Raw genomic sequence first — 26424 nt, forward strand, 5'->3', positions numbered from 1 at the left:
TTCGATCAGGAGGCGACCAAACGGCTGTTCGACGACCTTCAGCAACACATCGACACGCGAGGGTGGGGGCCCCGCGCGTCGCCCGATGGATGGTCAACATGCAACGTCTTCTTCTCGGCGCCTCGGTCGCCGTCCTCACGGCGGCGGCCCTGCCCGCCTCCGCCCAAACCCAAACCGCCTCTCAAACGGCTTCGGTCGATGACGTCATCGTCACGGCCCAGCGTCGCTCCGAATCGTCGCAGAAGGTCGCCCTGGCCCTGACCGTGGTGTCCGGCGAAACGCTGGACGACCGCAACATCCAGACCGTGAACGATCTGGAGAACACCGTGCCCAGCCTGGAGGTGGACAGCCAGCTGGGCGGCGGCCAGCCCCAGTTCCGCATCCGCGGCGTCGGCCTCACCGACTACGCCGCCAACAACACCTCGACCGTCGGCATCTATGTGGACGAAGTCGCCTATCCCTACGGCGTGATGACCCAGGGTCTGCTGTACGACATCGCCCGCATCGAGGCGCTGCGCGGCCCGCAGGGCACGCTCTACGGCCGCAACACGACGGGCGGCGCGGTCAGCGTCATCACCAACGCCCCGACCGATCACGTCGCCGCAGGTCTGAACCTGAGCTACGGCAGCTATGACGCGGCCAAGATGGAAGCCTATGTCTCCGGCCCCGTCGTCGACACCCTGACCGCCCGCCTTTCGGTCGCGGCTGAATCGGGCGGAGCCTGGCAGTACAATCGCGACACCGGCGAGAGCCTGGGCGACAAGGACACCAAGGCCGCGCGCCTGCGCCTGACCTGGCGTCCCTCGGCCCAGACCGACGTCGATCTGAACCTGCACTACAGCCGCGACGAGTCCGACGGGCGGGGCCTGCGTCTGATCACCACCCCCTTCACCGCCGGCGGCGGGCGGGTCTATCCGATCGACACCGATCACCGCATCACCGGCTGGGGCATCTCGCCCTATTTCGCCCAGTTGATCGGCGCCTCGCCCAACGCCAAGCCCTTCCGGGACAATGAGGGCAAGGGCGTCAGCCTGCGGCTGAACCAGGATCTGAACTGGGCAACCCTGACCGCCATCGCCAGCTATGAGACCTTCGACCGCAAGGAGTTCAACGACTGGGACGCCACGGCGTCGAACGAGGCGGGCACCTTCTTCTTCAACGACATCGACACCTCGTCCCAGGAGGTCCGCCTGGCCTCGCCGGCCGGCGGTCGGATCCAATGGCTGGCCGGCGTTTATCACGCCAATGAATCCGTGGACGGCGGCTTCTATTCGGACTTCTCCGAAGCCAAGAGCCTGGCCTTCTGGATGAGCACCACCTACGGCCAGAAGGTCGAGACCACCGGCGTATTCGGCAATGTGGACTATCGCCTGACCGACCGCCTGACCCTGGTCGGCGGCCTGCGCTATGAGGATGAAACCCGCGAACTGAACAACTTCAAGACCGAGGTCCTGGCCCCCACCCCGTCCGTCCGGGCCACCACCTCCAAGTCGCAAGAGATGGGCGAGTGGACCGGCAAACTGGGCGTCGAATACACCCTCAGCGACGACATACTGACCTACGCCAATGTTTCGCGTGGCGTGAAGTCGGGCGGTTTCACCACTTACAACAGCGGCCTGCCGGACCAGTTGGAACCCTTCAAGTTCGAGGAGCTGATCGCCTATGAGACCGGGCTGAAGTCCAGCTTCTTCCAGCGCAAGCTTCAGTTCAACGCCGCCGCCTTCTACTACGACTATCGCGATCAGCAGCTGCAGGGCATCCTCTACACCCGCACGGGCCGCGTGGGCCGTATGATCAACGTGCCCAAGTCCCACATCCAGGGCGCAGAGATCGAGGCCGTCTGGCGTCCCCTCCCCAATCTGACCGTCACCCAGGCCCTCGCCTACAAGTACGGCGAATACGACGAGTTCTTCTTCGTCAACGCCACCGCCACCGAGGCGGCGCGCGACAAGGTGACGGGCGAGTACAACACCATCGTCTACAGCGACCGGGCGGGCGAACGCCTGCCCTTCCCCAAATGGGACTACAAGGGTTCGATCGCCTATGATTGGCGGATGGGCGACTGGGGCGTGGAGGCCCAGACCAACTACGCCTTCCGTGACGAGAAGTTCAGCACCTCGGCCAACTCGATCATCGACTCCTTCTGGCTGGTCAACGCCGGCCTGACGGTGCGGCCGATGGACGGGAACTACGCCCTGGGCGTCTATGTGAACAATCTGACGGACGACTATTCCGAGGAGTCGCGCAATCGCTTCATCTCGGCCTCGACCGGTTCGCCCAACCCGCCCCGCACCTGGGGCGTGCGCCTGAGCTATCGGTACTGACGCCTTGCGGGCTTCGGTGGGTCGGCCGAAGCCCGCCCTTCTTCGTTGGGAGAGACACGCCTTGCAATTCCCTTGGACACGTCTGCGCGGGACCGCCGCCGCCCTCGCCGCCTTGACTGCCTTGGCCGCTGGAGCCGTCATGGCCGAACCGGCGCCGAAGCGGTTCACCATCGCCGTCATTCCCGACACTCAGAACTACGTCGACTTCACCCATCAGCGCGCGGAGGGCTTCGCCTTCGACGCCCGCGACCTGATGGATCAGCAGCTTCAATTCGTCGCTGACAACTCTGTGTCGCGCGGCGGCGACATCGTCTTCGCGACCGCCGTGGGCGATGTCTGGCAGCACCCGATCATCGACATCGACCCGGACCATGCGGCCCGGGGCTTCCGCCCTCGCCCAGCGCCGGCAGGCGCGGGCGTCGCGGCCTGGGCGGACGGCGTGCGGAATGTCGAAATCCCGGCGGCCATCGCCGCCTACGACCGGATCGACGGCGTCCTGCCCTTCTCTGTCGTGTCAGGCAACCACGACTATGACGGCCAATGGTGGGACGAGCAGTGGCCCCAGGATCTGACGGCGCCGCCGGGCGACCTGCGTCGTCTGGGCATGATCCACATCGGCGGCCTGACCGCCTTCACCCAGGCTTTCGGCGCGACCTCGAAATATTTCAAGGACCGGCCCTGGTATGTGGCCTCTCATGACGACGGCGCCGACAGCGCCCAGGTCTTCGAGGCGGGCGGCTATCGCTTCCTGCACATCGGCCTGCAGATGGCGCCGTCCGACGCCAGCCTGAAATGGGCGGAGACGGTCATCCACGCCCACCCCGGCCTGCCGACCCTGATCACCACCCACGACTTCATCGACAAGACCGGCCAGCGCCGCGCCCATCCGGTGGTCGATCTGAACGCCCTCGATCCCTTCGACAACAGCGCCCAGGGCGTGTGGGACAAGCTGATCAGCCGCAATCCGCAGATCTTCATGGTGCTGAGCGGCCATCATAACGGCCAGGCCTTCCGTACCGACCTGAATCGACAGGGCGGCGCCGTCTATCAGCTTCTGTCCGACTATCAGGACCGCAATCAGGCGGCGCTCGACGCCGGCCTGGCGCTGGGCCGCGCGCCGGGGATCGGCGACGGCTGGCTGCGGCTGATGATCTTCGACATGGGCGGCGATGTCCCGACCGTGCGAGTCCGCACCTATTCGACCTATTATGGGGTCTATGCGTCCGACCAGGCCGAATACGCCCGTCGCTACAAGCCCAATGAACAGCCCCAGATGACCGACGAAGCCTTTGTCGCCGCCGACGACTTCGTCATCCGCCTGGAAGATTTCCGCGCCCGCTTCGGCCCCGGCGCCGAAGAGGCCGGGCGATGATCGGCCTGAACAATCGACTGTCGCGCCGCGCCCTGATCGGGGGGCTGGTCGCCGCGCCGGTCGTCCTCCGGTTCGGCCGGGTCCAGGCGGGCGCCGCCGATCTGTTCCCCCTGGGCATCGCCAGCGGCGACCCTTGGCCGGACGGCTTCGTTCTGTGGACCCGCCTGGCCGCCGATCCCATAGCGCCGGACGGCAGGGGCGGTCTCGGCGAGCCGATGGAGGTTCTTTGGGAGGTCGCCGCCGACGAAGGTTTCAACCGCATCGTCGCTGCTGGCCGAACCACGGCCCAGCCCGCCGAGGCCCATTCGGTCCATGTCGAAGTCCAGGGCCTGCTTCCCGGCCGCCCCTATTGGTACCGTTTCACCGCCGCCGGTCAGCGCAGCCCCGTCGGTCTGGCGCGTACGGCGCCGGCGCCCCACGCCGAGGTGGACCGGCTGAAACTGGCCGTGGCCTCCTGTTCGAACTGGGAGGTCGGCTATTTCAGCGCCTATGGCCATATGGCCGACGAGGCGCCGGACCTGACCCTGTTCCTCGGCGACTATATCTATGAATACACCCGCACCGGCGCGCGAGCGGCCAATGTGGTGCGACACTACGGCTTTGAGGACGCCACCACCCTGGCCGGCTATCGCAACCGCTACGCCCTGCACCGCACCGATCCGGACCTTCAAAGTCTTCACGCCGCCGCTCCCTGTCTGGTGACCTGGGACGACCATGAGGTGCTGAACAACTATTCCGGCGTCTGGCCCGACGAGGGCGGGCGGCCCGACGACTTCCTGCGCCGCCGCGCCGCCGGCTATCAGGCCTTCTATGAAGCTATGCCGATCCGCCGCACGCGGCTGGACCGCCGGCTTCAGATGCCCATTCACAAGCGCGTCCGCTACGGCCGTTTGGCCGAGTTCTTCATGCTGGACGGACGCCAGTATCGGTCGCGCGGGGCCTGCGTCGACGAAGGCGGGGCCAAGGGGCAGATCGTCCCCGACAGCCTCTGCCTGGACCGCGCCGACCCGTCACGCACCTTCCTGGGTTTCGAACAGGAACGCTGGCTGTACGACGGTCTGGCGGGCGGCGACGCGCGCTGGACCATCCTGGGCCAGGACCTTGTCATGGCCGGGCTGCGGTTCGAAAACCCCAATGGCGAGACCCGCTACTGGACCGACACCTGGGACGGCTTCCCCGCCGCCCGCGACCGCATGACCCAGGCCCTGCATCAGCTGAAGCCGCGCAATCCCGTGGTTCTGTCCGGCGACTATCACTCCTTCTGGACCAATGACGTCCTGCTGGACAGCCGCGACGAGACCTCGCCGGTGGTGGCGACCGAGTTTGTGGGCACCTCCATCACCTCCGGCGGCCCGCCCTATGAGGGGCTGATGGCGGCCATGCCGGCCAATCCGCACATCCGCTTCTTCGAAAGCCGCGTGCGCGGCTATATGGCGATGGACGTCACCCCGGAGCGGATGATCACCCGCTATCAGGCGATCAGCGACGTGCGCGATCCCAAGGCGTCGATCTCCACCCTGAATCGCTGGGTCGTCGAGGATGGCCGCCCCGGGGCCCAACCGGCCTGATCCCGTCCAGAGTTGATTTCATGATTCGAATCCTGTCCCTGCGCGGCCGCGCCGTCGCGGCGGCCCTGGCGCTCGCCCCGTTGATCGTGCTGGCCGGATGCGCCTCCAGCCCCTCTCCCGCCCCGACCTTCTGGACCGGCTTCCGCGATCACCCGAAGGGCTATCTGACCGCAGGCGCGGCCCCTGACGCCTCCCGTTTCCTGCCGCCCCCGCCGGAGGCCGGGTCGCTGCGCGATCAGGATGACGTCGACCGGTACCGCGCCACCCGCGCCTTGAAGGACACGCCCCGCTGGGATCAGGCCCGCGCCGACAATGAGATCGAGACGCCGACCGCGCCTCGGGTCTTTGACGAGGCGCTCGGCATTCGGTTCGAGCCCGCGCGCATGCCGACCCTGACCCGGCTCCTGGGCCGGATGCTGGGGGACCTTGAGATCGTCCAGACCCCCGCCAAACGCGGCTTCTTCCGCCCACGTCCCTTCGTCACGGAACCGGCCGAAACCTGTTTCCCGCCCGAGCCCTGGCTGGCGAACAGCGGCTCCTATCCTTCCGGCCACGCCGCCCTGGGCTGGGCCTGGGCCCTGGTCCTGGCTGAAATGGCGCCGGACCGCGCCGACGCCGTCCTGGCCCGCGGCCTGGCCTATGGCGACAGCCGAATGATCTGCGGCGTCCACTACGCCAGCGACGTCGAGGCCGGCCGCCTGGTCGGCGCCGCCCTTGTCTCCGCCCTGAAGGCCGACCCCGAGTTCCAGGCCGACTTCAGCATAGCCCGCGATGAACTGGAGGCGGCGCGCCTAGAAGCGGCGCGTTGACGACTTCACGCAGGCGAACAGCTCCGGGGCGAGCTTCCGTTTCACTCATGCTTCCAAGGAGGTGGCGGAGACGGAGGGATTCGAACCCTCGGTACCCCTTACGGGGTACGACGATTTAGCAAACCGTTGCCTTCAGCCACTCGGCCACGTCTCCAGCGAAGGGCTCGATAGCGGAGCCTGATGCGTCGTGCAATCCGCTTCGCGCGAAACGACGATGTTAACGTCACATAGAGGGCCGAGCGTGCAGGGTGGCGACTGTACGACGCCACGGATATCCATGCCTGACTGCGCCTCCTCTCTCGCCGCGCCCGCCGCCGCGACGCCGCCGGGCGACGCGGGCGAGGCGCGCGCCCAGCGGGGTCCGTTCCGGCCCGAGGTCTGGCTGAACGCGCGCCGTCGCTCCAGCGTACGCCTGGCCGCACACTGGTTTCGCGCCCTCGACGTGACGGTCGCCGTCGGCCTGGCTGCGGTCGTCCTGTGGGCGCTGGAGTCGATTGATCTGCGCATCCTGCCGGTCGGCGCCGTCCTGCCCCTGGCCGTCGGAGTGACGACGGTTCTGGCCCTGCTGCGCGGCCTGGACCTGTATCGATTCGAGCCAGAGCGGTCGCCCCTGGTCCATCTGGCGGCGGTGCTCGCGGCCTTGGCCCTGGCGATGGCGGCCGCCGTGACTGTGGGCTGGGCGCTGCAAGGCGACGGCCTGGGTCCGGTCCTCCCCTGGGGCCTGACGGCGGCGGCGGCCCTGACCGGTCTGCACGGTCTGTGGCTGATCCTGGTCGGGCGCTGGCGCCGCCAGGGCGCCCTGTCGCCCAACATCGTCATCGTGGGAGCCACCCGAAACGCCCAGGCCCTGATCGAACGCGCGCTGGAGCGGCGGGACCTAAACGTCCTGGGCGTGTTCGACGATCGGCTGGCGCGTTCGCCCAGCCGGCTGGCCGGAGTGCCCGTGCTGGGCCGGGCCGACGCCCTGCTGAGCCACCGGATGCTGCCCTATGTCGATCATATCGTACTGGCCATCGACCCTGAGGCCGGGCCGCGCGGGCGCGACTTGGCCCGTCGGCTGGAGACTCTCCCCACGCCCTTGGCCATCCTGGTCGATTCCGAAGCCGGCCGCGACGATGCGCTGAAGCGGCTGGCCGGGGGCCGCCCGGCGCCGCTCGGCAGCACGCCCAGCGACGAGCGCCGGGCCTTCGTCAAACGGCTTCAGGATCTGGTGATCGGCGGCGTGGCCCTGATCGCCTCGGCGCCTCTGATGATGCTGATCGCCCTGGCGGTGCGTCTGGACAGTCCTGGGCCGATCTTCTTCCGCCAGCGGCGACACGGCTTCAACCAGGAGACCATCGTGGTGTGGAAGTTCCGCTCGATGCGCCATGCCGCCGCCGACCCCACCGCAAGCCGCCAGGTGGCCGCCGACGACGACCGCGTCACCCGCGTCGGCCGCTTCATCCGCGCCACCAGCCTGGATGAGCTGCCCCAGATCTTCAACGTCCTGTCCGGCGAAATGTCTCTGGTCGGTCCCCGGCCCCACGCCATCGGCATGAAGACCGGCGAGACCGAATCCGCCCTTCTCGTGGCCGAATACGCCCATCGTCACCGCATCAAACCCGGCATCACCGGCTGGGCCGCCGTCAAAGGCTCGCGCGGCCCGGTCCACACCGAGGCCGAGGTGCGCCGCAGAGTCGAGCTGGACATCGACTATATCCAGCGCCAGTCCTTCTGGCTGGACCTGTGGATCCTGCTGATCACCGTGCCCGTTCTGCTGGGCGACCGGACCGCCGTCAGGTGAGCGAGAAACGCATGTTCTGGCGCGGCGTCTGGGGCTATCTGCCGGCCCAGATCGTTCAGGGCGTGGTCGGCTTCCTGACCATCGTCGTCTTCACCCGCCTGCTCAGCCCCGAGGATTTCGGCCGCTACGCCCTGGCCTTTTCGGTCACCAGCCTGGCCCATACCGTCAGCTTCAGCTGGCTGGAGGCGGCCATGGCCCGCTTCTGGGCGGCCGAGCGCACGCCGGGCGGCCTGGCGACCCATTTCGCCAGCCTGTACCGCACCTCCTTCGCCGTCATCGCCGTCTTCACGCCCGTCGCCGCCCTCGTGGTCTGGCTTCTGCCCCTAAGCCCGGCCTTCAAACTGGCCCTGGCCTTCGGCTTGGCCGGAGCGCCCATCCGCAACCTGGCCAAGCTGGCGCAGGAGCGGTATCGCGCCGCCGGCGAGGTGTCCAAGGCCGCCACGGTCGATATGGCCGTCGCTGTCCTGGGCTTTCTGGTCGGGGCCGGGTTCGCCCTGGCCGGCGCGGGCGCCGCCTCGCCCCTGCTGGGCCTGATGATCGCCCCCCTGTTCGCCCTGCCCTTCATCCTGCCGGGCGAACTGCGCCAGTCGGCCGGCGGAACCGTGGATCGCGCGCGGCTGAAGGCCTATGCCGCCTATGGCTATCCGATCGCGGCGTCGCTGACCCTGGCCCTGGTCCTGGCCTCGACCGACCGGTTCCTGTTGGCGGCCTTCCTGGATGCGGCGGCGGTCGGCGCCTATCACGCCAGCTACAGTCTGTCGAACCGCACCCTGGATGTGATGTTCATCTGGCTGGGCGCGGCAGGCGCGCCGGCCATGGTCATGGCGCTGGAGCGCGGCGGCCGCGAGGCCCTGCGCCAGACGGCGCTGGAACAGGGTTCGACCCTGATCCTGATCGGCCTGCCCGCCGCCGTCGGCCTGGCCTTGGTCGCCCGCCCCCTGGCCGAGCTGATGATCGGCCCCGAGCTGCGCGTCGCCGCAACCCTGGTCACGCCCTGGATCGCGGCCTCGGCCTTTCTGTCCGGCCTGATCGCCTACTATTTCGGTTTCGGCTTCACCCTGGGCAAGAAGACCGGCCTGCTGCTGGTCACCATGGCCGTCCCCGCCGTCGCCAACATCATCCTGAACCTGGTGCTGATCCCCCGGCTGGGCGTGCTGGGCGCCGCCGTCGCCACGGCCCTCAGCTTCGCCATAGGCCTGGTCGCCTGTCTGCTGATCAGCCGCCGCGCCATCGCCCTGCCCATTCCGTGGGAGGCCCTGATCCGTTGCGGCCTGGCCTCGACCGGCATGGCCCTGGTGGTCTGGCGCCTTCCGCCTCTGGGCGGCTTCATCCAACTGATGCTGGACGCGGGCGTGGGCGGACTGGTCTATGCGGCCCTGGCGCTGACGCTCAACGCCGCCGGAGTGCGCGACGTGCTGAACCGACTGATCCAGGCCCGACGGAGCGCGACGGCATGAGCGGCTCCCGCGCCGATATCCACGACAACCCCGGCTGGGCCGCCGCCGGGCCCGAATTGTCGGTCCTGATCCCCTTCCTGGGCGACGATCCGGAGCCCCTGCTGCGCCGGCTGGATACGGAAGGCGCCGCCATCGCCGGCCGGGTCGAACTGATCCTGCTGGACGACGGCACGGGCGACCCTGGTTTGACCGCCCGGCTGAAGGCGACGCTGGACGCCCTGGCCCTGCCCGCCCGCCTCGTCACCTTGTCCGCCAATGAAGGCCGGGCGCGGGGGCGCAACCGGCTGACCATCGCCGCCCGCGCCGGCTCCTGGCTGTTCCTCGACAGCGACATGAAGCCCGACAGCCCGCGCTTTCTCCAGACCTGGATCGAGCTGATCGCGCGCGACGACCCGGCCGTGGCCTTCGGGGGCTTTTCGCTGAAACAGGCGCCGCGCGACCGTCGCTTCGCCGTCCACCGCTCCCTGTCCAGCGCCAGTGAATGCGTTCGCGCCGCCCAGCGCGCCAGAACGCCCGAGAAATACGTCTACACCTCCAATCTTTTGGTGCGCCGCGACGTCTTCGCCGTCGAATCCTTCGACCCTGGCTTCACCGGCTGGGGGTGGGAGGATGTCGAATGGGCCATGCGGGTCGCCCGCCGGTTCCAGGTGGTCCACATCGACAATCCCGCCACCCATATGGGCCTGGACACGGTGCCGGACCTGGCGCGAAAGTTCGACCAGGGCGCCGCCAACTTCGCCCGCGTCGTCGCCCTGCACCCCGAGATTGTCCAGACCTACCCCAGCTACAAGGCCGCCCGCGCCCTGAAACGCCTGCCGTCCCTGCCCCTGATCCGTCGCATGGCCAGAAGCGCGGCCCTGTCGCCTCTGTTGCCGCCCCGCACCCGCGCCTTCGCCCTGCGCCTGTACCGGGCGGCCGTCTATGCGGACGCGATCTGATGCGGGACGTCGCCGTCCTCATCCCCACCCTGCGCCGCCCCGCCACGCTGGAGCGCGCCCTGCGCTCGGTCTTCGCCCAGGTCGGGTCGCTGGACCGGATCGCCGCCGTGGTCGTCGCCGACAATGATCCCGACGGTTCGGCCTCGGCCGTGGTCGAGCGGCTGCGAGCCGAGGCGCCGGTTCCCTTGATCTACGCCCACGCGCCCGTCCCCGGCGTCGCCACCGCCCGCAATGTCGGTCTGGCCGCCACCGACGCCCCCCTGATCGCCTTTCTGGATGACGACGAGGCCGCCTCTCCCGGCTGGCTGGCCGCCCTGTTGCAGGCCCAGGCCCAAACGGGCGCCGACGTCCTGTTCGGCCCGATCCGGGGTCGCGTGCCTGAGGGCACGGGCTGGACCACCCCCTATCTGGAGCGGTTCTTCGGCCGCGACGGCCCGGCTGAGACCGGCCTGACCGCCCAGATCCACGGCTGCGGCAACAGTCTGATGGTCCGCGCCACGGCCCTGCCCGGCGACGCCCCTTTCGACACGGCCATGAACGAGACCGGCGGCGAGGACGACCGCCTGTTCACCGCCCTGCAGGCGCGCGGCGGCCGGTTCGGCTGGGCCGCCGACGCCTGGGTGGACGAGTTCGCGCCCCCCGACCGCGCCACCCTGAACTACGCCCTGCTGCGCGCCTTCGCCTATGGCCAGAGCCCCAGCCAGATGGCCGCCGCCCGCCGCGACTGGCCTGGCGTCTCCCGCTGGATGCTGATCGGCGCCGCCCAGGCCGCCGTCTGGGGACTTGCGTCCCTGACCCTCGCCCTGCTCCGCCGCCCCGCCCGCGCCGAAACCCTGGACCGCACCGCGCGCGGCCTGGGCAAGGTCTTCTGGACAAAGGGGTTGGAGCCGAAGCTCTACGGCGCGGCCATGCTTCGCAAAGCCGCTTAACCCGCCAGCCGGGACAGGAATTTGGGCGGCTTATAGGTCGAACGGTTCATGACCACCCCGGCGATACGACCGCCGACAGCCTCGATCTCGTCGCGCAGGATGACCGGGGCGCTCGCGCTCGCCCCGCCGGCCGCGACCACCAGAACCGTCATGTCGACGAAGGGCGCCAGGATGATCGCCATGTCGTTGCGGTCCGCCGCCGGGCTGTCGATGACGATGGTGTCGGCGTGCGGCCTCAGGGCGTCCCAGTAGCGCGGCTCTCCCACCGCCTCGATGCGGTGCCCCGAGCGCAGGGCCTCCATGTGAAACCGCGTCGTCCACAGCCGTCCGCCCAGGCAGGGCCGCGCGGTCAGCAGGCGCGCCGGCGGAACCGGCTTGCCGTCCCGCCCCGTCGGCGCCGGCGTGACCGCGAAGAAGCTGGAGCCATCGGGCGAGGCCTGGGCCGGCTTGCCCAGCTGCCCGAACCGGTCCGGTTCGGCGGCGATGGCTTCAAGCTGCCCTTGCTGCGCCAGATCGCCGTCCACCAACCAGACCGGCTTTCGCGCCCGCACGGCGGCCAGCCGGGCGTATTCGCGCGTGACCGTCGAGACGCCTTCGCCGGTCGTGGCGGCGGCGAACTGGATCACCCGGGCGCGATGCGCCGGGGCCGGCCCCAGCGCCGCCCACAGACCGGCCATTTCGGACGTCAGATCGACCATCGAATCGCTACGCGCGCTCCACCACGCGCCACAGTATCATGGCCGCCCGCCCAAGCCCCACCGACCTAGTGCGCCTTGGCGGGGGCGACCGCCAGGACCGGCACGTCCAGAGTACGGCGCACCGAGTCGGGCGTCGAAAATCCCCGCCGCGTGAAAATCCTCAGCAGGCCGATGCACAGGGCGGTGAAGGCGGCGAACAGGAAGACGGCGGCCAGGGCCGGCGCCTTCAGGCTCTTGCCCGTCGCCGGCGGCTGGGCCCGCTCGATGACGGTGACGTTGTCGGCGCCGGCCGCCACCAGGGCGTTGTCCGCTCGGCTCTGGCTTTCGCGCTGCTGGAACTCGCGGATATTGGCGGTCAGGACCTCGCGATTGCCCGCCAAGGTCGCATTCTCGGACTCCAGAGCCGTCAGCCGCGCCTGCCGCGACCGGATGTCCGAGAGCTGCCGATCCAGCGCCGCCAACCGGGCCGCCAGGGCGTCACGGTCGGCCTGGGTGTTGATTCGGGTCGTCTCCAGCTCGGTCCAGACCGGGTTGGGTCCGGTACGAACCTCCTTAGGCCCGACCGCCGTCCCGCTGGCGACATAGGCTTGCAGCTGGGCGATCCGCGCCTCGATGTCCTTCACCGGCTGGGCGTCGGGTTGATAGCGCGACAGCAGCTGCTGACGTTCTGTGCGCAGTTGCAGCACCTGATCCTGGGCCGAGATGTTCAGATCCTGCTGCAGGGCGACCTCGGCCGGCGTATTGGCCTGCTGCGCCACCAAGGTGCTCAGCCTCTGGCTGGTCTGGTTCAACTGGCTCTGCGTCGCCATCCGGTCGGCGAAGGTGGTCTGATAGGTCGCCGCCAAGGTGGCCTTTGCGGCGGCGAAGTCGCCGATGTCGTTCGACGTCAGAAACTGCTCATAGGCCCGGTCCGCAGCGTTCAAATCCTCTTCAAACGCAAGGCGCTGGCTGGCGATGGCCGGGGTCTTGTCCTGAAAGACTTCGCGACGATAGGCCAGATACTGATCGATCACGCTGTTCAGGATGCGAGCCGCCCGCTGAGGATCATCCGCCTTGTAGCTGACGCGGATGACCGCGCTGCCCGGCGCCGTCGCGACGTGCAGGCTGGAGCCCAGCACATTGCTGGCCGCCGCCTTCGACTTTTCCGGCGCGCCCTTGGGCGCCCTGCCCAAAATGACCTGGGGGCCCAAGGCGTCGATGACGCGCTGGCGCACCTGGCCCGAACTGAGGATGGCCGCTTCGGAGTTCGCCACCTCGTCGCCCTGCGGCGCCTGCCCCCGTTCGGCCGTGCCCACACGGGGTTGATAGACATATTCCTGGCCGACGCCTGCGAAGACGGCGCCCTGGGCCGTATAGGTCTTCTTCAAGGTGAAGACGGCGGCGGCTCCCAAGGCGAAGATCAGCAGGAAGACGACGACCATCAAGAGCAGTTCGCGGAACAGCAGTCCGACGACGTCCAGCACGCCGTAGCGCGGTCGGGTCGTGACATAGGCCGTCGAACGCATGGCGAGCGAATCCAGGAAACTCTTGATCGACGCCACCTTTCGCTGACCGGCGTTAACCATCGGTTACCCATAAGGGGCGAGGCTGTGATCCATCCTCTTTCCCGGCGGACCAACCGATTCCATGACGTCAGATCGCCGACTGTTCCTGCTGGCCCTCGGATCGGCCGCCGCCACCCTGGCGGCATGCGGCGGCGGGGCTGCGGGCCGAATGCCCCGCCCCAGCGACCGCGCGCAAAGGATCCAGCCTTCCAGCCGCGGGGATTTTCCCAACATCCCCTTCGCCGACTGGACCGACGAAGAGCCAGAATATCTGCTTTATCCCGGCGATGAGATCGAGGTGGCCCTGCCCACCGCCGCCGAACTGACGCGAACGCTGAAGGTCGGACCGGACGGCCGCGTCGCCCTGCCCCTGATCGGTCAGGTCATGGCGGCGGATCGGAGTCTCTCTGAGCTGGAACAGGCGGTGTCTGCGGCCTATGGGTCGCAACTGCTGCGCCCGACGGTGGAGGTGACCCTGCGCCAGGCCGGGCCCATTCGGGTCTGGGTGGATGGCGAGGTCCGCACGCCGGGGGTGATCGAAATGGTCGGAGACCTGGACGCGCACCAGGCCGTCATTCAGGCAGGCGGCCTGCTGCCCACAGGCAAGGCGGAACGGGCGGCCCTGATCCGGCGCGGCCCTGGCGGCGCGCGCATGATGCGGGTGATCGATCTGCGTCCCCGGCGGGGCGAGGTCGTCGCCCTGAGGCGCGGCGACATCATCTTCGTGCCGCGTTCGACCCTTGGCGAACTCGCCGCCTTCTTCACCCAGGTGCGCTCGGCCATGCCGATCGGCTTCAGCTATTCGATCAACGGCTCGAACGGCGCGGGTTACGCCAGCTTCTGAGGCGTAACCGTCTCTGCGGTCAGGCGACGTCTCTGCGGTCAGGCGACCAGACGAACCACGCCGGTGTCGATGTAACGGCGGGCCGCCTTCTGGGCCTCGGCGATCTCTTCGCGATCCATCTCCTGGCTCATCTCGCGGCGGTAAACGCGCGCCTCGATCGAACCCTTCATGGCCGCCAGGTTGAAGATCATGTGGGCCGAGACCCGGTCCATCGGACAGCCGCCCGATCCGGCCGAATACATCATGCCCAGTTTGAACAGCTCGTCGCCCGACATATCGGCAGTCGGCAGGGGCAGTTCATCCGTCTGCGCGCCGGCCGCCAGGTCGTGCGCCATTTCTTGCGCTTGCATCACCACATCTCCTGAACGAACGCCCTTCTGGGTCCGTCTCTGATGACGCATCAAATACCGCTGGTTTGAAGTTAAAGTTAACGCCGAAAGCCCGCGCAGGACTTTTCAGTAAAGCGAGAATGAATACTCCAGATTCGATTCATAAATCCGAAATCGTTCGGAAACCTGTCGTTTACGCGGGGCGCGCCCGCTGGCCGAAGAGGATAGCCCGCGCCGCCTCGGCCGCTTTTCCTGACCCGCCGGCGTTTCCGCGCCGGTCTTCCAGAAGCGCTCGGCCCGCCCTGACAGCCGGCCGGGCGCCGACCCGCTCAAGCCACGCCGCCAGACGGGGGAACTCGGCCAGATCCTGACCTTGCAGGCCGGGCAGTATCCAGGGCCAGGCGGCCATGTCGGCGATGGAATAGTCTCCGGCGAGATAGTCTCGATCCCGCAGGCGGCGATCCATGACGCCATAGAGACGATGGGTCTCGTTCGTATAGCGCCGGACGCCGTAGGCGATCTGGCGCTGATCCTTGATCATGGCCGGAGCATACTGGCGGAAATGGTGGGTCTGTCCGGCCATCGGCCCGAGGCCGCCGACCTGCCAGAACAGCCATTGATCGACCTCTACCCGCGCCCGCATGTCGGTCGGATAGAAGAGGCCCGACTTGTTTCCCAGGTACTGGAGGATGGTGCCGGATTCGAAGATCGAGATGGGCGCGCCGCCGGGTCCGTCCGGATCGACGATGGCCGGCATCCGACCGTTGGGGCTGATCGCCTGGAAAGCCGGCTCGAACTGTTCGCCGACGCCGATGTTCACCGGCCTGACCTCATAGGCCAGGCCCATCTCCTCCAGCGCGATGGAGACCTTCCACCCATTGGGTGTGGGCCAGTACCAGAGCTGGATCGGCGCGTTCATTAGACGATCTCCATTGAGCCTTGCGGACATCTGGGTCGGCGGCCTCGCCTGCGCAACGTCCGTCGATTAATCCTGACACGGTCATTCAGGAGGCGTTCAGACGCAAAGCCGGACTTTGACGTCATTAACGGGTGCTTTCGTCCTCTCGGCGGAAGGCCCAGATTGGAGCACGCTGATGAAACGCCTTACCAAGGCCGCCGTCGTCGCCCTCGCCCTCTCCGCTACCGCCGTTCCGATGATGGCCCAGGCGCAGAGCCGCGACGACCGGCGCGAATATCGCCAAGACCGCCGGGACGACCGCCGCGACTATCGCAACGAACGCCGCGACGATCGACGTGACTGGCGTCAGGGCGAATACCGGGATCGCCAGGAATACCGCCACGATCGCCGCGATGACCGCCGCGATTATCGCGTCGAACGCCGGGATGATCGTCGCGACTGGCGTAACGACCGCTGGGACCGCAACAATCGCGACTGGTGGCGAGGTCGGTCCGAGTTCCGCGGCTACAACGGGCCTCGGTCGGGCTACTGGTACGCCCCCAGCTACGGCTACTACCGCGTCGAGCCGCGCTACTACGGCTATCGGTGGCGGACCGGCGCCTATCTGCCGGCCCGGTATCGGACCTACTATGTCCGCGACCCCTATTTCTACGGCCTGCGTCCGGCGCCGCACGGCTATCGCTACGTCCATGCCGGCAGCGACATTCTTCTGGTCGCCGTCGCGACGGGTCTGATCGCCAGCGTCCTTTCGAACGTCTATTGATCCGACACGGGCCTGAAGACGCCGTCCGAATGAAGAAGGCCCGGAGAGCGATCTCCGGGCCTTTTTCAGAGGTTTCGTCAGACGAGGGCGGGGCCGGAGGTCAAAGCCCCAGCTTGGCCTTCAGTATGTCGTTGACGGCGGCCGGATTGGCCTTGCCGCCCGTGGCCTTCATGACCTGGCCGACGAACCAGCCGAGAGCCTGAGGCTTTTCGGCGACGGCGGCGGCCTTGTCCGGATTGGCGGCGATGATCTCGTCGACCGCCTTCTCGATGGCGCCGGTGTCGGTCACCTGCTTCAGGCCGTGCTTCTCCACCACCTCGGCCGGCGAGCCTTCGCCGTTCCAGACGTGGTCGAACACCTCCTTGGCGATCTTGGAGGAGATGACGTTGGTCTCGATCAGTTCGACCAGCTGGGCCACATGGGCGGCCGGCAGCGGGTTCTCGCTGAAGTCCTTGCCGTCGGCGGCCAGACGCGCCGAGACCTCGTTCGTCACCCAGTTGGCGACCAGCTTGGCGTCGCGACCCTGAGCGGCGGCCTCGAAATAGTCGGCCTTGGCCTGTTCCGAGATCAGCACGATGGCGTCGTACTGGGACAGGCCGTACTGGCTCATCAGACGTTTGCGCTTGTCGTCCGGCAGTTCGGGCAGAGACGCCTTGATCTCGGCGATCCAGGCCTCTTCCAGGTCCAGCGGCAGCAGGTCGGGGTCGGGGAAGTAGCGGTAGTCCTGCGCCTCTTCCTTGGAGCGCATCGAACGCGTCTCGCCCTTCACCGGATCGAACAGGCGGGTTTCCTGAATGATCGAACCGCCGTCCTCGAGGATCTCGATCTGGCGGCGCGCCTCGTACTGGATCGCCTGGGAGATGAAGCGGAACGAGTTGACGTTCTTGATCTCGCAGCGCGTGCCCAGGAAGCTGAAGTCGCCCGTGGCCTTGAACTTCTCATAGTTGCCGGCGCGGCAGACCGAGACGTTCACGTCGGCGCGGAGGTTGCCCTTCTCCATGTCGCCGTCGCAGGTGCCCAGATAGACGAGGATGGTCCGGATCTTCTTGACATAGGCGACCGCCTCTTCCGGCGTGCGCAGGTCGGGGCGCGAGACGATCTCCATCAGGGCCGTGCCGGCCCGGTTCAGGTCGACATAGCTCTCGGTCGGCGACAGGTCGTGGATCAGCTTGCCCGCATCCTGTTCCAGGTGCAGCCGCTCAATGCCGACGTTGAAGAAGCTGCCGTCCTCGGCCTCCACCTCGACCACGCCTTCGCCGACGATGGGGTAATACAGCTGGCTGATCTGATAGCCGGTCGGCAGGTCGGGGTAGAAGTAGTTCTTGCGGTCGAACTGGCTGCGCTTGTTGATCTGCGCACGCAGGCCCAGACCGGTCTTCACCGCCTGTTCGACGCAGTGCTTATTCAGGGTCGGCAGCATGCCGGGGAAGCCGGCGTCCACCAGCGAGACCTGTTCGTTCGGCCCCGCGCCGAAGCCGACGGCGGCGCCGGAGAAGAGCTTGGCCTTGGAGGCCACCTGGGCGTGGATCTCCAGCCCCATGACGATTTCCCAATCGCCGGTGCGGCCCTTGATGGTTTTCGGGTTCGGAACAGTGTCGGTCATGAGGTCGTCCTAGCGCCCTCGGCGGCGGCGAGAAAGAGGCTGTCTTGAGGGTGTCGCGAAATCGCGCTCAACTTCGGTCGCCTCAATGGAGAATCCCATGTCTAAGACCCTGTTCGCCGCCGCAGCGGCCTCCCTGCTGCTGGTCGGCGCCGCCTCGGCCCAGACCGCGCCGGCTCCGGCCCCAGCCCCCGCCCAAGACCATGCTCATGCCGAGCATCACGCCCATCCGACCATCGACAGCCCGATCGAGGCCCTGGTGAACGATCCGGCGACCAAGGCCGTGCTGGAGAAGCACCTGCCCGGCATGGACAAGCATCCCGCCTACGGCCAGTTCAAGGGCATGACCCTGCGCCAGGTCGCCCCCTACTCCCAGGGAGCCATCACCGACGAGAAGATCGCGGCCATTGACGCCGACCTGAAGGCGCTGCCGGAAGCCTGAAGACATAAGGGGCCGGCGATCTCGCCGGCCCCTTCCCATTTAAACTACCACCACTGGCCCGGCTTGGCCGTAAAGCCCGCCGCCCGTTCCAGCGCCGCGCCGACCTGGAAGACGGTCGCCTCGTCCAGGGCCTTGCCGATGACCTGGAGGCCCAGCGGGAGGCCGTTGGAATCGACGCCGGCGGGGACCGAAATGCCCGGCAGACCGGCCAGGTTGGTCGTGACCGTGAAGACGTCGTTCAGATACATGGTCAGGGGATCGATCTGCTTGTCCCCCAGGGCGAAGGCGGCCGACGGGGTCGAGGGGGTCAGGATGGCGTCCACCCGGCCCCAGACATTGTCGAAGTCCTCGGCGATGCGGCGACGGACCTTCAGCGCCTTGACGTAGTAGGCGTCGTAGAAGCCGGCCGACAGCACATAGGCGCCGATGGTCAGGCGACGCTGGACCTCCTTGCCGAAGCCCTCGGCGCGCGAGGTGGCGTACAGGTCGTCCAGCGACTTGAACTCATCCGCCCGGTGCCCGAACCGCATGCCGTCATAGCGGGCCAGGTTGGACGAGGCCTCGGCCGGGGCGACGATATAGTAGGTCGGCAGGGCGTATTTGGTGTGCGGCAGGCTGATGTCCACGATCTCGCAGCCGGCGTCCTTCAGCCAGGCCACGCCCTGATCCCACAGGGCCTGGATCTCGGCCGGCATGCCGTCCACGACATATTCGCGCGGCACGCCGATGCGCAGGCCTTTGACCGACTGGCCGACCGACTGGGTCCAGTCGGGCGTCGGGATGTCGAGGCTGGTGGAGTCCTTGGCGTCGAACGAGCACATGGATTGCAGCAGCAGGGCCGCATCCTCGACCGTCTTGGTGATGGGGCCGGCTTGGTCCAGCGATGAGGCGAAGGCCACCATGCCGAAGCGGCTGGCGCGGCCATAGGTGGGCTTGATCCCGACCGTGCCGGTGAAGGCGGCGGGCTGGCGGATCGAGCCGCCGGTGTCGGAGGCGGTGGCGGCCAGGCACAGGTCCGCCGCCACGGCCGAGGCCGAACCGCCGGAAGACCCGCCCGGCGTCAGATCGGCGTTGGAGCCGGTCGACTTCCACGGATTCTTGACCGGACCGAAGGCCGAGGTCTCGTTGGACGAGCCCATGGCGAATTCGTCCATGTTCAGCTTGCCCAGCATGACCGCCCCGTCGCGCCACAGATTGGCGGTGACGGTCGATTCATAGGGCGGGACAAAGCCGCGCAGCATGTTGGACCCGGCCGTGGTCTGGACGCCCTCGGTGCAGAACAGGTCCTTGATGCCCAGGGGGGCGCCTTCCAGCACGCCAGCCTCGCCCGAGGCGATGCGGGCGTCGGACGCGCGGGCCATGTCCATGGCCTTGTCCGCCGTCACCTCGATATAGGCGTTCAGGGTCGGATTGGCGGCCTCGATGGCGGTCAAAAAGGCCTGGGTGATTTCGGCCGAGGAGAAATCCTTGGCCTTCAGGCCGTCGACGGCGGCCTTCAGGGTCAGTTTGGTCAGGTCGCTCATGATTATTCGACCACCTTGGGCACGACGAAGAAGCCGTCGGCCGACTTCGGGGCGTTGGACAGGACGGCGTCGATCTTGCCGCCGTCGGTGACCACGTCCTCGCGCAGGCGCAGGGGCTGGGCGACATTCGAGGTCATGGGCTCGACGCCGTCGACATCGACCTCGTTCAGCTGCTCGATCCACTGCAGGATGCCGTTCAGCTCCTGGGCCAGCGGCTCCAGCCGATCCTCGGGGGTCTTGATGCGGGCGAGATGCGCAACCTTGCGCACCGTCGCAGCGTCGATGGCCATGCGGCCCTCCAATGCACGTCGATAGGGAATGTATCGGCGGGATTAGCCTTCCGACCTCGGATTCACAAGGTGACGCCTTTGACTTCCGCAGGATTGCGGCCTACCGCCCGGCCGTGCCTGTTCTCGACCTCCTCGACCTGCCCGCCGCCTGCCCGCCCGACACCCCGTGGATGGGGCTGGATTTGGGCGAGAAGACGATCGGGGTGGCCGTGTCGGACGCCACCCGCCTGATCGCCTCGCCGCTGGAGCTGATCCGCAAGTCCAAGTTCACGCATGAAGCCGAACATCTGTTCAAGCTGATGGCCCATCGCAAGGTCTCGGCCCTGGTGATCGGCCTGCCGGTCAATATGGACGGGACTGAAGGGCCGCGCGCCCAGTCGTGCCGCGCCTTCGCCCGCAATCTGGAGCGGCTGCGGCCCATCAACGTCGCCTTCTGGGACGAGCGGCTGTCCACCAGCGCGGTCGAGCGGTTCCTGATCGAGGACCTGGACCTGAACCGCAAGCGCCGGGCCGAGGTCGTGGACCGCACAGCCGCCGCCTGGATTCTGCAAGGCGCGCTGGACCGGGTGCGGGATCAGGCGAGCTGGATTTGACCGGCCTGATCGCCGGCGTCCTGCCGGTCTTTCTAATGATCGCCCTGGGCTACGGCTTGCGAAAGTCCGGCTTCCTGCCGGACGAGGCCTGGCGGCCGATCGAGAAGCTGTCGATCAATATCTTCTACCCCAGCTTCCTGATCCCGGCGATCTGGCACGCGGACCTGGCCGGCGGCGGGGCGACGGTGGCGGGGGCGGCGGCGGTCGGGGCGACCCTGATCGTGGCGGCGGCCACCTATGCGGCCAAGCCCCTGATCCCGCTGGACGGGCCGGCCTACACCAGCGTGTTCCAGGGGGTGATCCGCTGGAACAGCTTCGTCTTCGTGCCGGTGATCCAGTCGGTCTACGGCTCGACCGGGACGGCCATGGCGGCGGTGGCCATCGCCTTCATCATTCCGGTGACCAATATCACCTGTGTGGCGGTTCTGGCCAAATGGGGAGCGCTGAAGCGCGAGCCCTCGGTGCTGGGGCTGGCGAAGTCGATGATCGTCAATCCGATCCTGCTGGCCTGTCTGATCGGTCTGGGGCTGAACCTGCTGCGGGTCCCGCTGATCCCCGGCCTGTCGGATGCGATGGACCTGCTGGGCGCGGCCGCCCTGCCCCTGGGGCTGATCGTCGCCGGGGCCGGTCTGTCCTTCGCCGAGGTCAGGCGCCGCCAGGGGACCATCGCCGCCGTGACCCTGGTCAAGCTGGGCGTCATGCCGCCGCTGATGTGGCTGATCGCCTGGGCCCTGGGCGGCGACAGCCTGACCCAGGGGGTGGCCCTGATCTGCGGGGCGGCGCCGGGATCGGCCGCCTCCTATATGCTGGCGCGGCAGATGGGCGGGGACGCGCCCCTGATCGCGGGGATCATCGCCTCGACCACCGTCGGCAGCGCGGTGGTGATTCCGGTGCTTCTGGCCCTGTTCCACTTCGTTTGATCCGCGGCCCGGCCGGCCCCCGGTCTGGCGTTTGCGGCGACTCCCGCCTATAGGCGCGTCTCGATGACCCAGCCCCACGACGTCACCGACCAGACCATTCGAGAGCGGCTGATTCCGTTCCCCAAGGCCCATTTCCTGGCCGCCTCGGATCTGAACCCCTTCGTCACCCCGCAGCTGCTGGACCTGGGCGACGCCTTCGTCGACTTCAATCGCCAGTCGTCCAAGGCCCTGGATCTGCTGCACGGGCGCACGGTCGTGAACCTGTTCTTCGAGAACTCGACCCGCACCAGCTCCTCGTTCGAGATCGCGGCCAAGCGGCTGGGCGCAGACGTCGTCACCATGCCGGTGGCCTCTTCGTCGGTGAAGAAGGGCGAGACCCTGATCGATACGGCGGTGACGCTGAATGCGATGAAGCCGGACATTCTGGTCATCCGCCACTCGGCCTCGGGCGCGGCGGAGTTGCTGAGCCAGAAGGTCGGGTGCGCCGTCGTCAACGCCGGGGACGGCCGGCATGAGCACCCGACCCAGGCCCTGCTGGACCTGCTGTCGATGCGGCGGGCCTTCGGCGATGTGACCAGCCTGACGGTCGCCATCTGCGGCGACATCACCCACAGCCGGGTGGCGCGGTCGAACGTCGCCCTGTTGCAGATGATGGGCGCGCGGGTGCGTCTGGTCGGGCCGCCGACCCTGGTGCCCGGCGACGCCGACCGCTGGGGCTGCGAGGTCTTCCATGACATGCGCGAGGGATTGGCCGGCTGCGACGTGGTGATGATGCTGCGGCTTCAGTTGGAGCGGATGGCCGGCGCCCTGGTGCCCTCGACCCGCGAATATTTCCGCTTCTGGGGTCTGGACCGCGAGAAGCTGGCCTGGGCCAAGCCCGGCGCAAAGGTCATGCACCCCGGGCCGATGAACCGGGGGGTCGAGATCGATTCCGACGTGGCCGACGATCTGGACGTCTCCCTGATCCAGGATCAGGTCGAGATGGGCGTCGCCGCCCGCATGGCCGTGCTGGCTTCCCTGTCGGCCCGTTGGGGGGACAAGTGATGACGACGAACGCTCAAATCCTCCCCCAACGGGGGAGGATTTCCGATGAACACGCTCGCAATCATCAACGCCCGGGTGCTGGACCCCGCCAGCGACTATGACGGCCCCGGCGGCGTCCTGATCGAGAATGGCCGCATCGTGCGCGTCGTTCACCGTGCATCGCCCATCGACGCCGATCAGGTGATCGACGCCGACGGCCACTGCCTCGCGCCCGGCCTGATCGACATCCGGGTCAAGACCGGCGAACCCGGCGCTGAACCGAAAGAGACGCTGAAGTCCGCCAGCCTGGCCGCCGCGGCCGGGGGCGTGACCACCATCGTGGTCCAGCCCGACACCGATCCCGCCGTGGACGACCCGGCCATGGTCGACTTCATCCAGCGGCGCGGCGCGGCCCTGAATCTGGTCAATGTCCGAGCGGCCGGCGCCGCGACCAAGGCCCTGGACGGCCAGCGGATGGCCGAGATCGGCCTGATGGACGAGGCCGGCGCCCTTTATTTCACCGACGGCGACAAGGTGATCGTCAACAGCCGCACCCTGCAAAGGGTGATGAGCTACGCCGCCGCCTTCAACGCCCTGATCGCCTGTCGTCCGGCCGACCCCTGGCTGACAGAAGGAGCGGTGGCCGCCTCCGGCGAGCTGGCCACGCGGCTGGGCCTGTCCGGCAGCCCGGCCATCGCCGAGCGGATCGGGCTGGAGCGCGACCTGGCCCTGGTCGAACAGACGGGCGCCCGGTTCCTGGTCGACCAGATCTCGACCGAGGGCGCGCTGGAGACCCTGGCGCGGGCGCGGGCCAAGGGACTGGAGGTCGCCGTCAGCGTCTCGATCAACCACCTGTGCTTCAACGAGGTGGATATCGGCGACTATCGCACCTTCTACCGGCTGGACCCGCCGCTGCGGTCGGAGACTGATCGCCAGGCCCTGATCGAGGCGGTGCGTGAGGGGCTGATCGACGTCATCACCTCGGCCCACGCCCCCGCCCCGGCCGAGGACAAGCGCCGCCCCTTCGCCGAGGCCGCGCCCGGCGCCGTGGGTCTGGAGACCCTGCTGCCGGCCGCCCTGACCCTGCACCACGAGGACGGTCTGGACCTGCTGGACGTGCTGCGGCCCCTGACCCAGGGACCGGCGGCGCTGCTGGGCCTCGACGCCGGGGTGCTGGCGGAAGGCGCACCCGCCGACCTGGTGCTGTTCGACCCCGGCGCGCCGGTGATCGTGGATGCGGATACGCTGCGCTCCAAGTCGAAGAACTCGCCGTTCGACGGACGCAGACTGCAGGGCAAGGTAATCGGGACCTGGGTGGGCGGCCGTAAGGTTTTCTGAAGCCCGCTTCGCTACTTTCGTCATCCTCGGGCTTGACCCGAGGATCGGACGCGGTCCTGGACCGATTAAACCTTCGTCGCATCAACGGCGGACCTTCCGATCCTCGGGTCAAGCCCGAGGATGACGGTGTTCACGCCGTCAGCATCCGCTTCACCACCCGTTTGAACGGCGCCGTGGCCTGGCCGGCGCGCAGGGCGGCGCCGCGCGCCAGACGGGCCGGGGGCGTTTCCTGGGTGAACAGGCGGACCAGGGCGTTGGTGCCCTGGTACAGGGGCCAGCTGGCGAGGCGGTGGTCGCGTTCATAGCGGGCCAGCAGACGTCCCGACCCGATGTCCCCGCCCCGCGCCGACTTCAACACCTTGGCCAAGACGTCCTGTCCGCGCAGACCCAGGTTGAAGCCGTGGGCGGTGACCGGGTGCATGCCCACCGCGGCGTCGCCGATCAGGGCGAAACCCTCGCCCGCGAACCGGCGGCTCCAGGTGGTGGCCAGCGGATAGGCGCAGCGTTCGCTGACCAGTTCCAGCCCGGTCAGCCGGCCCTTCAGCCGCCGTTCCATCTCGACCGCGAAGGCGTCGGGCGACAGGCGCATCAGGTCGGCGATGGCGGGGGCGGCCAGGGTGAGGACGACGGAGGAGACCCGCTCCTGGGCGTCCGCGACCGGCAGCAGGGCGACGGTCTGGCGATGGTCGAACCATTCGGTCGCGACATGGCCGTGCGCCTGGTCGTGGCGCATCCGGCAGACCATCATCGACCGGCCCAGCCGGTTCATCTCGACCCCGACGCCCAGTTGGTCGCGCACGCCGGAAAAGCGGGAATCCGCCGCCACGATCAGCCTGGCCCGGATCGTCGTCCCATCGTCCAGCACGACCCGGCCGCGCGGGGCGGCGCCCTGGACGGCGCAGCTGGCCACTCGCCGCCCCGCCATCAGGATCACGCCCGCCTGGCCTTCGACAACGTCGAACAGGGCGCGGCGGATCAGGTGGTTGGGGATCAGGACGCCCAGCCGGTCGGCGCCGCCGACGTCGAAGGTCAGGGCGAAGGGCGAGCCGCCGTCCAGCACCCGCGCCTCGCGCAGGTCCGAAATCTCTTGCGCCGGAACCCGGTCCCAGGCGCCGAGGGACTTTAACAGGCGGATGGAGTTGTGGGTCAGGGCGATCTCGCGTCCGTCGAAGGCCGGGTCGCGCAAGGCCGCCTCGTCCTGTCCCTCGATCAGAGCGATCGTCAGCCCCGCCCCGGCCAGCGACCGGGTGAAGGCCAGGCCGGCCGGGCCGGCCCCGACCACGGCCACGTCGAACATCAGATCATCGCGCATGCTGAACTCCTGATCTTCCCCCTGCCCTAGCCCGTTCGTCCGCTCCTTGATCGAGCGCAAACCGTCGCGTCAGCGCGGGCGGCGGCAGGCGGCGGCCTTGGCGACTTCCGCGCCCAGTACAGACTGGACCGCCAGAGGAGTGTCGGTGGCGATGACGGTCACCCCCTGGCGGAACAGGTCGCGGTATTCGGAGACGTCGCCGTCGGCGGCGTAGCGGTCGTCGCGGCGGCGCCCCTCCGCCCCCAGGGTGCCGAACTGGACCTCGATCCCCGCCTGACGCAGGGCCGACCATAGGGCGGGCCGCTCCTCGCGCGTGCCGGTCCAGGCCAGGATCTGGGCCGGATTCAGACCGTCCAGATCCTCGACGCCGTCCAGACCGGCCGAAATCATCATCTCCGGCGCCAGGGCCGCCACGGCGCGGGCGTCGGCGTCATTATAGGTGATCAGGATGACCCGGTTCTGCGCGCCCGAGCGCCGCACCTGGGCGATGATGGCTTTCGCCAGATCGACCGTGGTCGCGCCTTCGGCCGGTTTCAGGTCCAGGCTGGCGATGGCGCCGACGCGGCCGGCGGCGTCCAGGGCTTCGGCCAGGGTCGGGGGCGCGGCCTCGGTCAAGGCGCCGTTCGACGCCTTCAGCCGGGCGGCCTTGACCTGGGCCAGGGTCAGGTCGGCGACGCGGCCCCGGCCGGTCGTGGTCCGGTTCATCGTCTCGTCGTGCATCAGCACCAAATGGCCGTCCCTGGTCAGGACCGCGTCCAGTTCGAGGACGGCGCCCGGAATGGCCCGTCCGGTCGCCTCGATGGCGGCGATGGAGTTCTCGGGCTGATCCGGCGCCGAGACCGCCCTATGGGCAGAGATGGCCACGCCGCCGTCGCGGACACAGTCGAAATAGGCGGCCATGGCCGGGCGGGACACGGCCCCCTCCCCGCCGGTCGGAGCGCCGACGCAGGCCGAAGCCGACATCAGCAGGATCGAGACGGCGACGGCGGTGGAATATCGGCTCATGAGAGTCTCCGGAAAGGCGGGCGGACCTGACCCTGCGTCATTCATCGGGTCAAGAGGCCGGATCGCCCTTGCTCCGTAAGGCGCGCCGACGCATTTTGCCG

The 26424-nt window shown here is 68.3% G+C and carries 24 protein-coding genes and 1 tRNA gene; 15 read left to right on the top strand and 10 right to left on the bottom strand.

From position 1 onward, the window contains the following. Positions 1-98 precede the first annotated feature (98 nt). From AC07XS_RS02030 to AC07XS_RS02045, 4 genes are all read left to right on the top strand, one after another. Positions 99-2324 carry a TonB-dependent receptor domain-containing protein gene (locus AC07XS_RS02030; RefSeq protein WP_182713488.1) on the top strand — a complete coding sequence of 742 codons (2226 nt, stop codon included), beginning with the start codon at positions 99-101 and terminating at the stop codon, positions 2322-2324. A gap of 139 nt (positions 2325-2463) precedes the next feature. Further along, a complete protein-coding gene (locus AC07XS_RS02035) occupies positions 2464-3696 on the top strand; it encodes a hypothetical protein (protein WP_321207947.1) in 1233 nt (410 codons plus the stop codon). Then, complete coding sequence (locus AC07XS_RS02040; protein ID WP_182713489.1) at positions 3693-5264, top strand: alkaline phosphatase D family protein; 1572 nt, start codon at positions 3693-3695, stop codon at positions 5262-5264. Before AC07XS_RS02035 ends, AC07XS_RS02040 begins: the two co-directional genes overlap by 4 nt. Before the next feature lie 20 nt (positions 5265-5284). Continuing rightward, a complete protein-coding gene (locus tag AC07XS_RS02045) occupies positions 5285-6073 on the top strand; it encodes an acid phosphatase (RefSeq protein WP_182713490.1) in 789 nt (262 codons plus the stop codon). A gap of 62 nt (positions 6074-6135) precedes the next feature. On the opposite strand, the gene AC07XS_RS02050 is transcribed toward AC07XS_RS02045, so the two are convergent. Beyond that, positions 6136-6227 (bottom strand) — tRNA-Ser (locus AC07XS_RS02050). Between the two features lie 123 nt (positions 6228-6350). Here AC07XS_RS02050 and AC07XS_RS02055 point away from each other — a divergent pair. Genes AC07XS_RS02055 through AC07XS_RS02070 form a run of 4 tightly spaced genes read left to right on the top strand, consistent with a single transcriptional unit; the run spans position 6351 to position 11180 of the window. Continuing rightward, positions 6351-7856, top strand: coding sequence for an exopolysaccharide biosynthesis polyprenyl glycosylphosphotransferase (locus tag AC07XS_RS02055; RefSeq protein WP_182713491.1), 1506 nt, complete (start codon positions 6351-6353; stop codon positions 7854-7856). 11 nt (positions 7857-7867) lie between these two features. After that, a complete protein-coding gene (locus tag AC07XS_RS02060; RefSeq protein WP_182713568.1) occupies positions 7868-9313 on the top strand; it encodes a lipopolysaccharide biosynthesis protein in 1446 nt (481 codons plus the stop codon). After that, positions 9310-10251 (top strand): glycosyltransferase, encoded by a 942-nt coding sequence (locus AC07XS_RS02065; RefSeq protein WP_182713492.1) that lies wholly within the window; start codon positions 9310-9312, stop codon positions 10249-10251. The genes AC07XS_RS02060 and AC07XS_RS02065 overlap by 4 nt, the downstream gene beginning before the upstream one ends. Further along, entirely contained in the window at positions 10251-11180 is a 930-nt protein-coding gene (locus AC07XS_RS02070; protein ID WP_182713493.1) for a glycosyltransferase family 2 protein, read from the top strand. Before AC07XS_RS02065 ends, AC07XS_RS02070 begins: the two co-directional genes overlap by 1 nt. On the opposite strand, the gene AC07XS_RS02075 is transcribed toward AC07XS_RS02070, so the two are convergent. Together AC07XS_RS02075 and AC07XS_RS02080 are read right to left on the bottom strand one after the other, a co-directional pair. Then, on the bottom strand, positions 11177-11878 hold the full coding sequence (locus tag AC07XS_RS02075) for a P-loop NTPase family protein (RefSeq protein ID WP_152950592.1): 702 nt from the start codon (positions 11876-11878) through the stop codon (positions 11177-11179). The two genes, AC07XS_RS02070 and AC07XS_RS02075, sit on opposite strands and share 4 nt — an antisense overlap. A gap of 65 nt (positions 11879-11943) precedes the next feature. Next, positions 11944-13383 carry a Wzz/FepE/Etk N-terminal domain-containing protein gene (locus tag AC07XS_RS02080; RefSeq protein WP_182713494.1) on the bottom strand — a complete coding sequence of 480 codons (1440 nt, stop codon included), beginning with the start codon at positions 13381-13383 and terminating at the stop codon, positions 11944-11946. Positions 13384-13504: 121 nt separating this feature from the next. Here AC07XS_RS02080 and AC07XS_RS02085 point away from each other — a divergent pair, with 121 nt between their 5' ends. Further along, on the top strand, positions 13505-14266 hold the full coding sequence (locus AC07XS_RS02085) for a polysaccharide biosynthesis/export family protein (RefSeq protein ID WP_152950593.1): 762 nt from the start codon (positions 13505-13507) through the stop codon (positions 14264-14266). A 38-nt stretch (positions 14267-14304) separates the two neighbouring features. Here AC07XS_RS02085 and AC07XS_RS02090 read toward each other — a convergent pair whose 3' ends face one another. Together AC07XS_RS02090 and AC07XS_RS02095 are read right to left on the bottom strand one after the other, a co-directional pair. After that, entirely contained in the window at positions 14305-14616 is a 312-nt protein-coding gene (locus AC07XS_RS02090; RefSeq protein ID WP_152950594.1) for a sel1 repeat family protein, read from the bottom strand. Between the two features lie 172 nt (positions 14617-14788). Then, positions 14789-15514 carry a glutathione S-transferase N-terminal domain-containing protein gene (locus tag AC07XS_RS02095; protein WP_182713495.1) on the bottom strand — a complete coding sequence of 242 codons (726 nt, stop codon included), beginning with the start codon at positions 15512-15514 and terminating at the stop codon, positions 14789-14791. A 175-nt stretch (positions 15515-15689) separates the two neighbouring features. On the opposite strand from AC07XS_RS02095, the gene AC07XS_RS02100 reads away from it, so the two are divergent. Continuing rightward, the gene (locus AC07XS_RS02100; protein ID WP_182713496.1) at positions 15690-16277 is read left to right on the top strand and encodes an RcnB family protein; all 588 of its coding nucleotides are present in this window, start codon (positions 15690-15692) and stop codon (positions 16275-16277) included. 100 nt (positions 16278-16377) lie between these two features. Here AC07XS_RS02100 and gatB read toward each other — a convergent pair whose 3' ends face one another. Next, complete coding sequence (gene gatB / locus AC07XS_RS02105) at positions 16378-17880, bottom strand: Asp-tRNA(Asn)/Glu-tRNA(Gln) amidotransferase subunit GatB (protein WP_182713497.1); 1503 nt, start codon at positions 17878-17880, stop codon at positions 16378-16380. Positions 17881-17977: 97 nt separating this feature from the next. Here gatB and AC07XS_RS02110 point away from each other — a divergent pair, with 97 nt between their 5' ends. After that, positions 17978-18319 (top strand): hypothetical protein, encoded by a 342-nt coding sequence (locus AC07XS_RS02110; RefSeq protein WP_287394760.1) that lies wholly within the window; start codon positions 17978-17980, stop codon positions 18317-18319. Positions 18320-18363: 44 nt separating this feature from the next. Here the strand turns inward: AC07XS_RS02110 and gatA are convergent, their stop codons facing one another. Next, on the bottom strand, positions 18364-19842 hold the full coding sequence (gene gatA, locus AC07XS_RS02115) for an Asp-tRNA(Asn)/Glu-tRNA(Gln) amidotransferase subunit GatA (protein ID WP_182713499.1): 1479 nt from the start codon (positions 19840-19842) through the stop codon (positions 18364-18366). A 2-nt stretch (positions 19843-19844) separates the two neighbouring features. After that, the gene (gatC, locus tag AC07XS_RS02120; protein ID WP_008261275.1) at positions 19845-20132 is read right to left on the bottom strand and encodes an Asp-tRNA(Asn)/Glu-tRNA(Gln) amidotransferase subunit GatC; all 288 of its coding nucleotides are present in this window, start codon (positions 20130-20132) and stop codon (positions 19845-19847) included. 113 nt (positions 20133-20245) lie between these two features. Between gatC and ruvX the strand changes: the two genes are divergently transcribed. From ruvX to pyrC, 4 genes are all read left to right on the top strand, one after another. Further along, positions 20246-20725, top strand: a complete 480-nt coding sequence (gene ruvX, locus AC07XS_RS02125) for a Holliday junction resolvase RuvX (RefSeq protein WP_182713500.1) — start codon at positions 20246-20248, stop codon at positions 20723-20725. Then, complete coding sequence (locus tag AC07XS_RS02130) at positions 20722-21645, top strand: AEC family transporter (protein WP_182713501.1); 924 nt, start codon at positions 20722-20724, stop codon at positions 21643-21645. The genes ruvX and AC07XS_RS02130 overlap by 4 nt, the downstream gene beginning before the upstream one ends. A gap of 63 nt (positions 21646-21708) precedes the next feature. Continuing rightward, positions 21709-22689, top strand: a complete 981-nt coding sequence (locus AC07XS_RS02135; protein ID WP_182713502.1) for an aspartate carbamoyltransferase catalytic subunit — start codon at positions 21709-21711, stop codon at positions 22687-22689. 45 nt (positions 22690-22734) lie between these two features. Further along, positions 22735-24006 (top strand): dihydroorotase, encoded by a 1272-nt coding sequence (pyrC, locus tag AC07XS_RS02140; RefSeq protein WP_182713503.1) that lies wholly within the window; start codon positions 22735-22737, stop codon positions 24004-24006. Between the two features lie 130 nt (positions 24007-24136). Here pyrC and ubiM read toward each other — a convergent pair whose 3' ends face one another. Together ubiM and AC07XS_RS02150 are read right to left on the bottom strand one after the other, a co-directional pair. Continuing rightward, positions 24137-25318: a 5-demethoxyubiquinol-8 5-hydroxylase UbiM gene (gene ubiM, locus AC07XS_RS02145; RefSeq protein WP_182713504.1), complete on the bottom strand. Its 1182-nt coding sequence runs from the start codon at positions 25316-25318 to the stop codon at positions 24137-24139. A 69-nt stretch (positions 25319-25387) separates the two neighbouring features. Beyond that, positions 25388-26323, bottom strand: a complete 936-nt coding sequence (locus AC07XS_RS02150) for a glycerophosphodiester phosphodiesterase family protein (RefSeq protein ID WP_182713505.1) — start codon at positions 26321-26323, stop codon at positions 25388-25390. Positions 26324-26424: the final 101 nt, after the last annotated feature.

Source organism: Brevundimonas sp. GW456-12-10-14-LB3 (assembly GCF_059424365.1).

Excerpts from the sequence above, each read along its gene's own strand:
- AC07XS_RS02090 (WP_152950594.1), bottom strand. The coding sequence starts at position 14,616 with ATGCAAGCGCAAGAAATGGCGCACGACCTGGCGGCCGGCGCGCAGACG.
- AC07XS_RS02065 (WP_182713492.1), top strand. The coding sequence starts at position 9,310 with ATGAGCGGCTCCCGCGCCGATATCCACGACAACCCCGGCTGGGCCGCC.
- AC07XS_RS02095 (WP_182713495.1), bottom strand. The coding sequence starts at position 15,514 with ATGAACGCGCCGATCCAGCTCTGGTACTGGCCCACACCCAATGGGTGG.
- AC07XS_RS02135 (WP_182713502.1), top strand. The coding sequence starts at position 21,709 with ATGACCCAGCCCCACGACGTCACCGACCAGACCATTCGAGAGCGGCTG.
- AC07XS_RS02035 (WP_321207947.1), top strand. The coding sequence starts at position 2,464 with ATGGCCGAACCGGCGCCGAAGCGGTTCACCATCGCCGTCATTCCCGAC.
- AC07XS_RS02055 (WP_182713491.1), top strand. The coding sequence starts at position 6,351 with ATGCCTGACTGCGCCTCCTCTCTCGCCGCGCCCGCCGCCGCGACGCCG.
- AC07XS_RS02110 (WP_287394760.1), top strand. The coding sequence starts at position 17,978 with ATGTCTAAGACCCTGTTCGCCGCCGCAGCGGCCTCCCTGCTGCTGGTC.
- ubiM (WP_182713504.1), bottom strand. The coding sequence starts at position 25,318 with ATGCGCGATGATCTGATGTTCGACGTGGCCGTGGTCGGGGCCGGCCCG.
- AC07XS_RS02040 (WP_182713489.1), top strand. The coding sequence starts at position 3,693 with ATGATCGGCCTGAACAATCGACTGTCGCGCCGCGCCCTGATCGGGGGG.
- gatA (WP_182713499.1), bottom strand. The coding sequence starts at position 19,842 with ATGAGCGACCTGACCAAACTGACCCTGAAGGCCGCCGTCGACGGCCTG.
- AC07XS_RS02070 (WP_182713493.1), top strand. The coding sequence starts at position 10,251 with ATGCGGGACGTCGCCGTCCTCATCCCCACCCTGCGCCGCCCCGCCACG.
- AC07XS_RS02150 (WP_182713505.1), bottom strand. The coding sequence starts at position 26,323 with ATGAGCCGATATTCCACCGCCGTCGCCGTCTCGATCCTGCTGATGTCG.
- AC07XS_RS02075 (WP_152950592.1), bottom strand. The coding sequence starts at position 11,878 with ATGGTCGATCTGACGTCCGAAATGGCCGGTCTGTGGGCGGCGCTGGGG.
- pyrC (WP_182713503.1), top strand. The coding sequence starts at position 22,735 with ATGAACACGCTCGCAATCATCAACGCCCGGGTGCTGGACCCCGCCAGC.
- AC07XS_RS02060 (WP_182713568.1), top strand. The coding sequence starts at position 7,868 with ATGTTCTGGCGCGGCGTCTGGGGCTATCTGCCGGCCCAGATCGTTCAG.
- AC07XS_RS02085 (WP_152950593.1), top strand. The coding sequence starts at position 13,505 with ATGACGTCAGATCGCCGACTGTTCCTGCTGGCCCTCGGATCGGCCGCC.
- AC07XS_RS02100 (WP_182713496.1), top strand. The coding sequence starts at position 15,690 with ATGAAACGCCTTACCAAGGCCGCCGTCGTCGCCCTCGCCCTCTCCGCT.
- AC07XS_RS02045 (WP_182713490.1), top strand. The coding sequence starts at position 5,285 with ATGATTCGAATCCTGTCCCTGCGCGGCCGCGCCGTCGCGGCGGCCCTG.
- AC07XS_RS02080 (WP_182713494.1), bottom strand. The coding sequence starts at position 13,383 with ATGCGTTCGACGGCCTATGTCACGACCCGACCGCGCTACGGCGTGCTG.
- AC07XS_RS02030 (WP_182713488.1), top strand. The coding sequence starts at position 99 with ATGCAACGTCTTCTTCTCGGCGCCTCGGTCGCCGTCCTCACGGCGGCG.
- gatB (WP_182713497.1), bottom strand. The coding sequence starts at position 17,880 with ATGACCGACACTGTTCCGAACCCGAAAACCATCAAGGGCCGCACCGGC.
- gatC (WP_008261275.1), bottom strand. The coding sequence starts at position 20,132 with ATGGCCATCGACGCTGCGACGGTGCGCAAGGTTGCGCATCTCGCCCGC.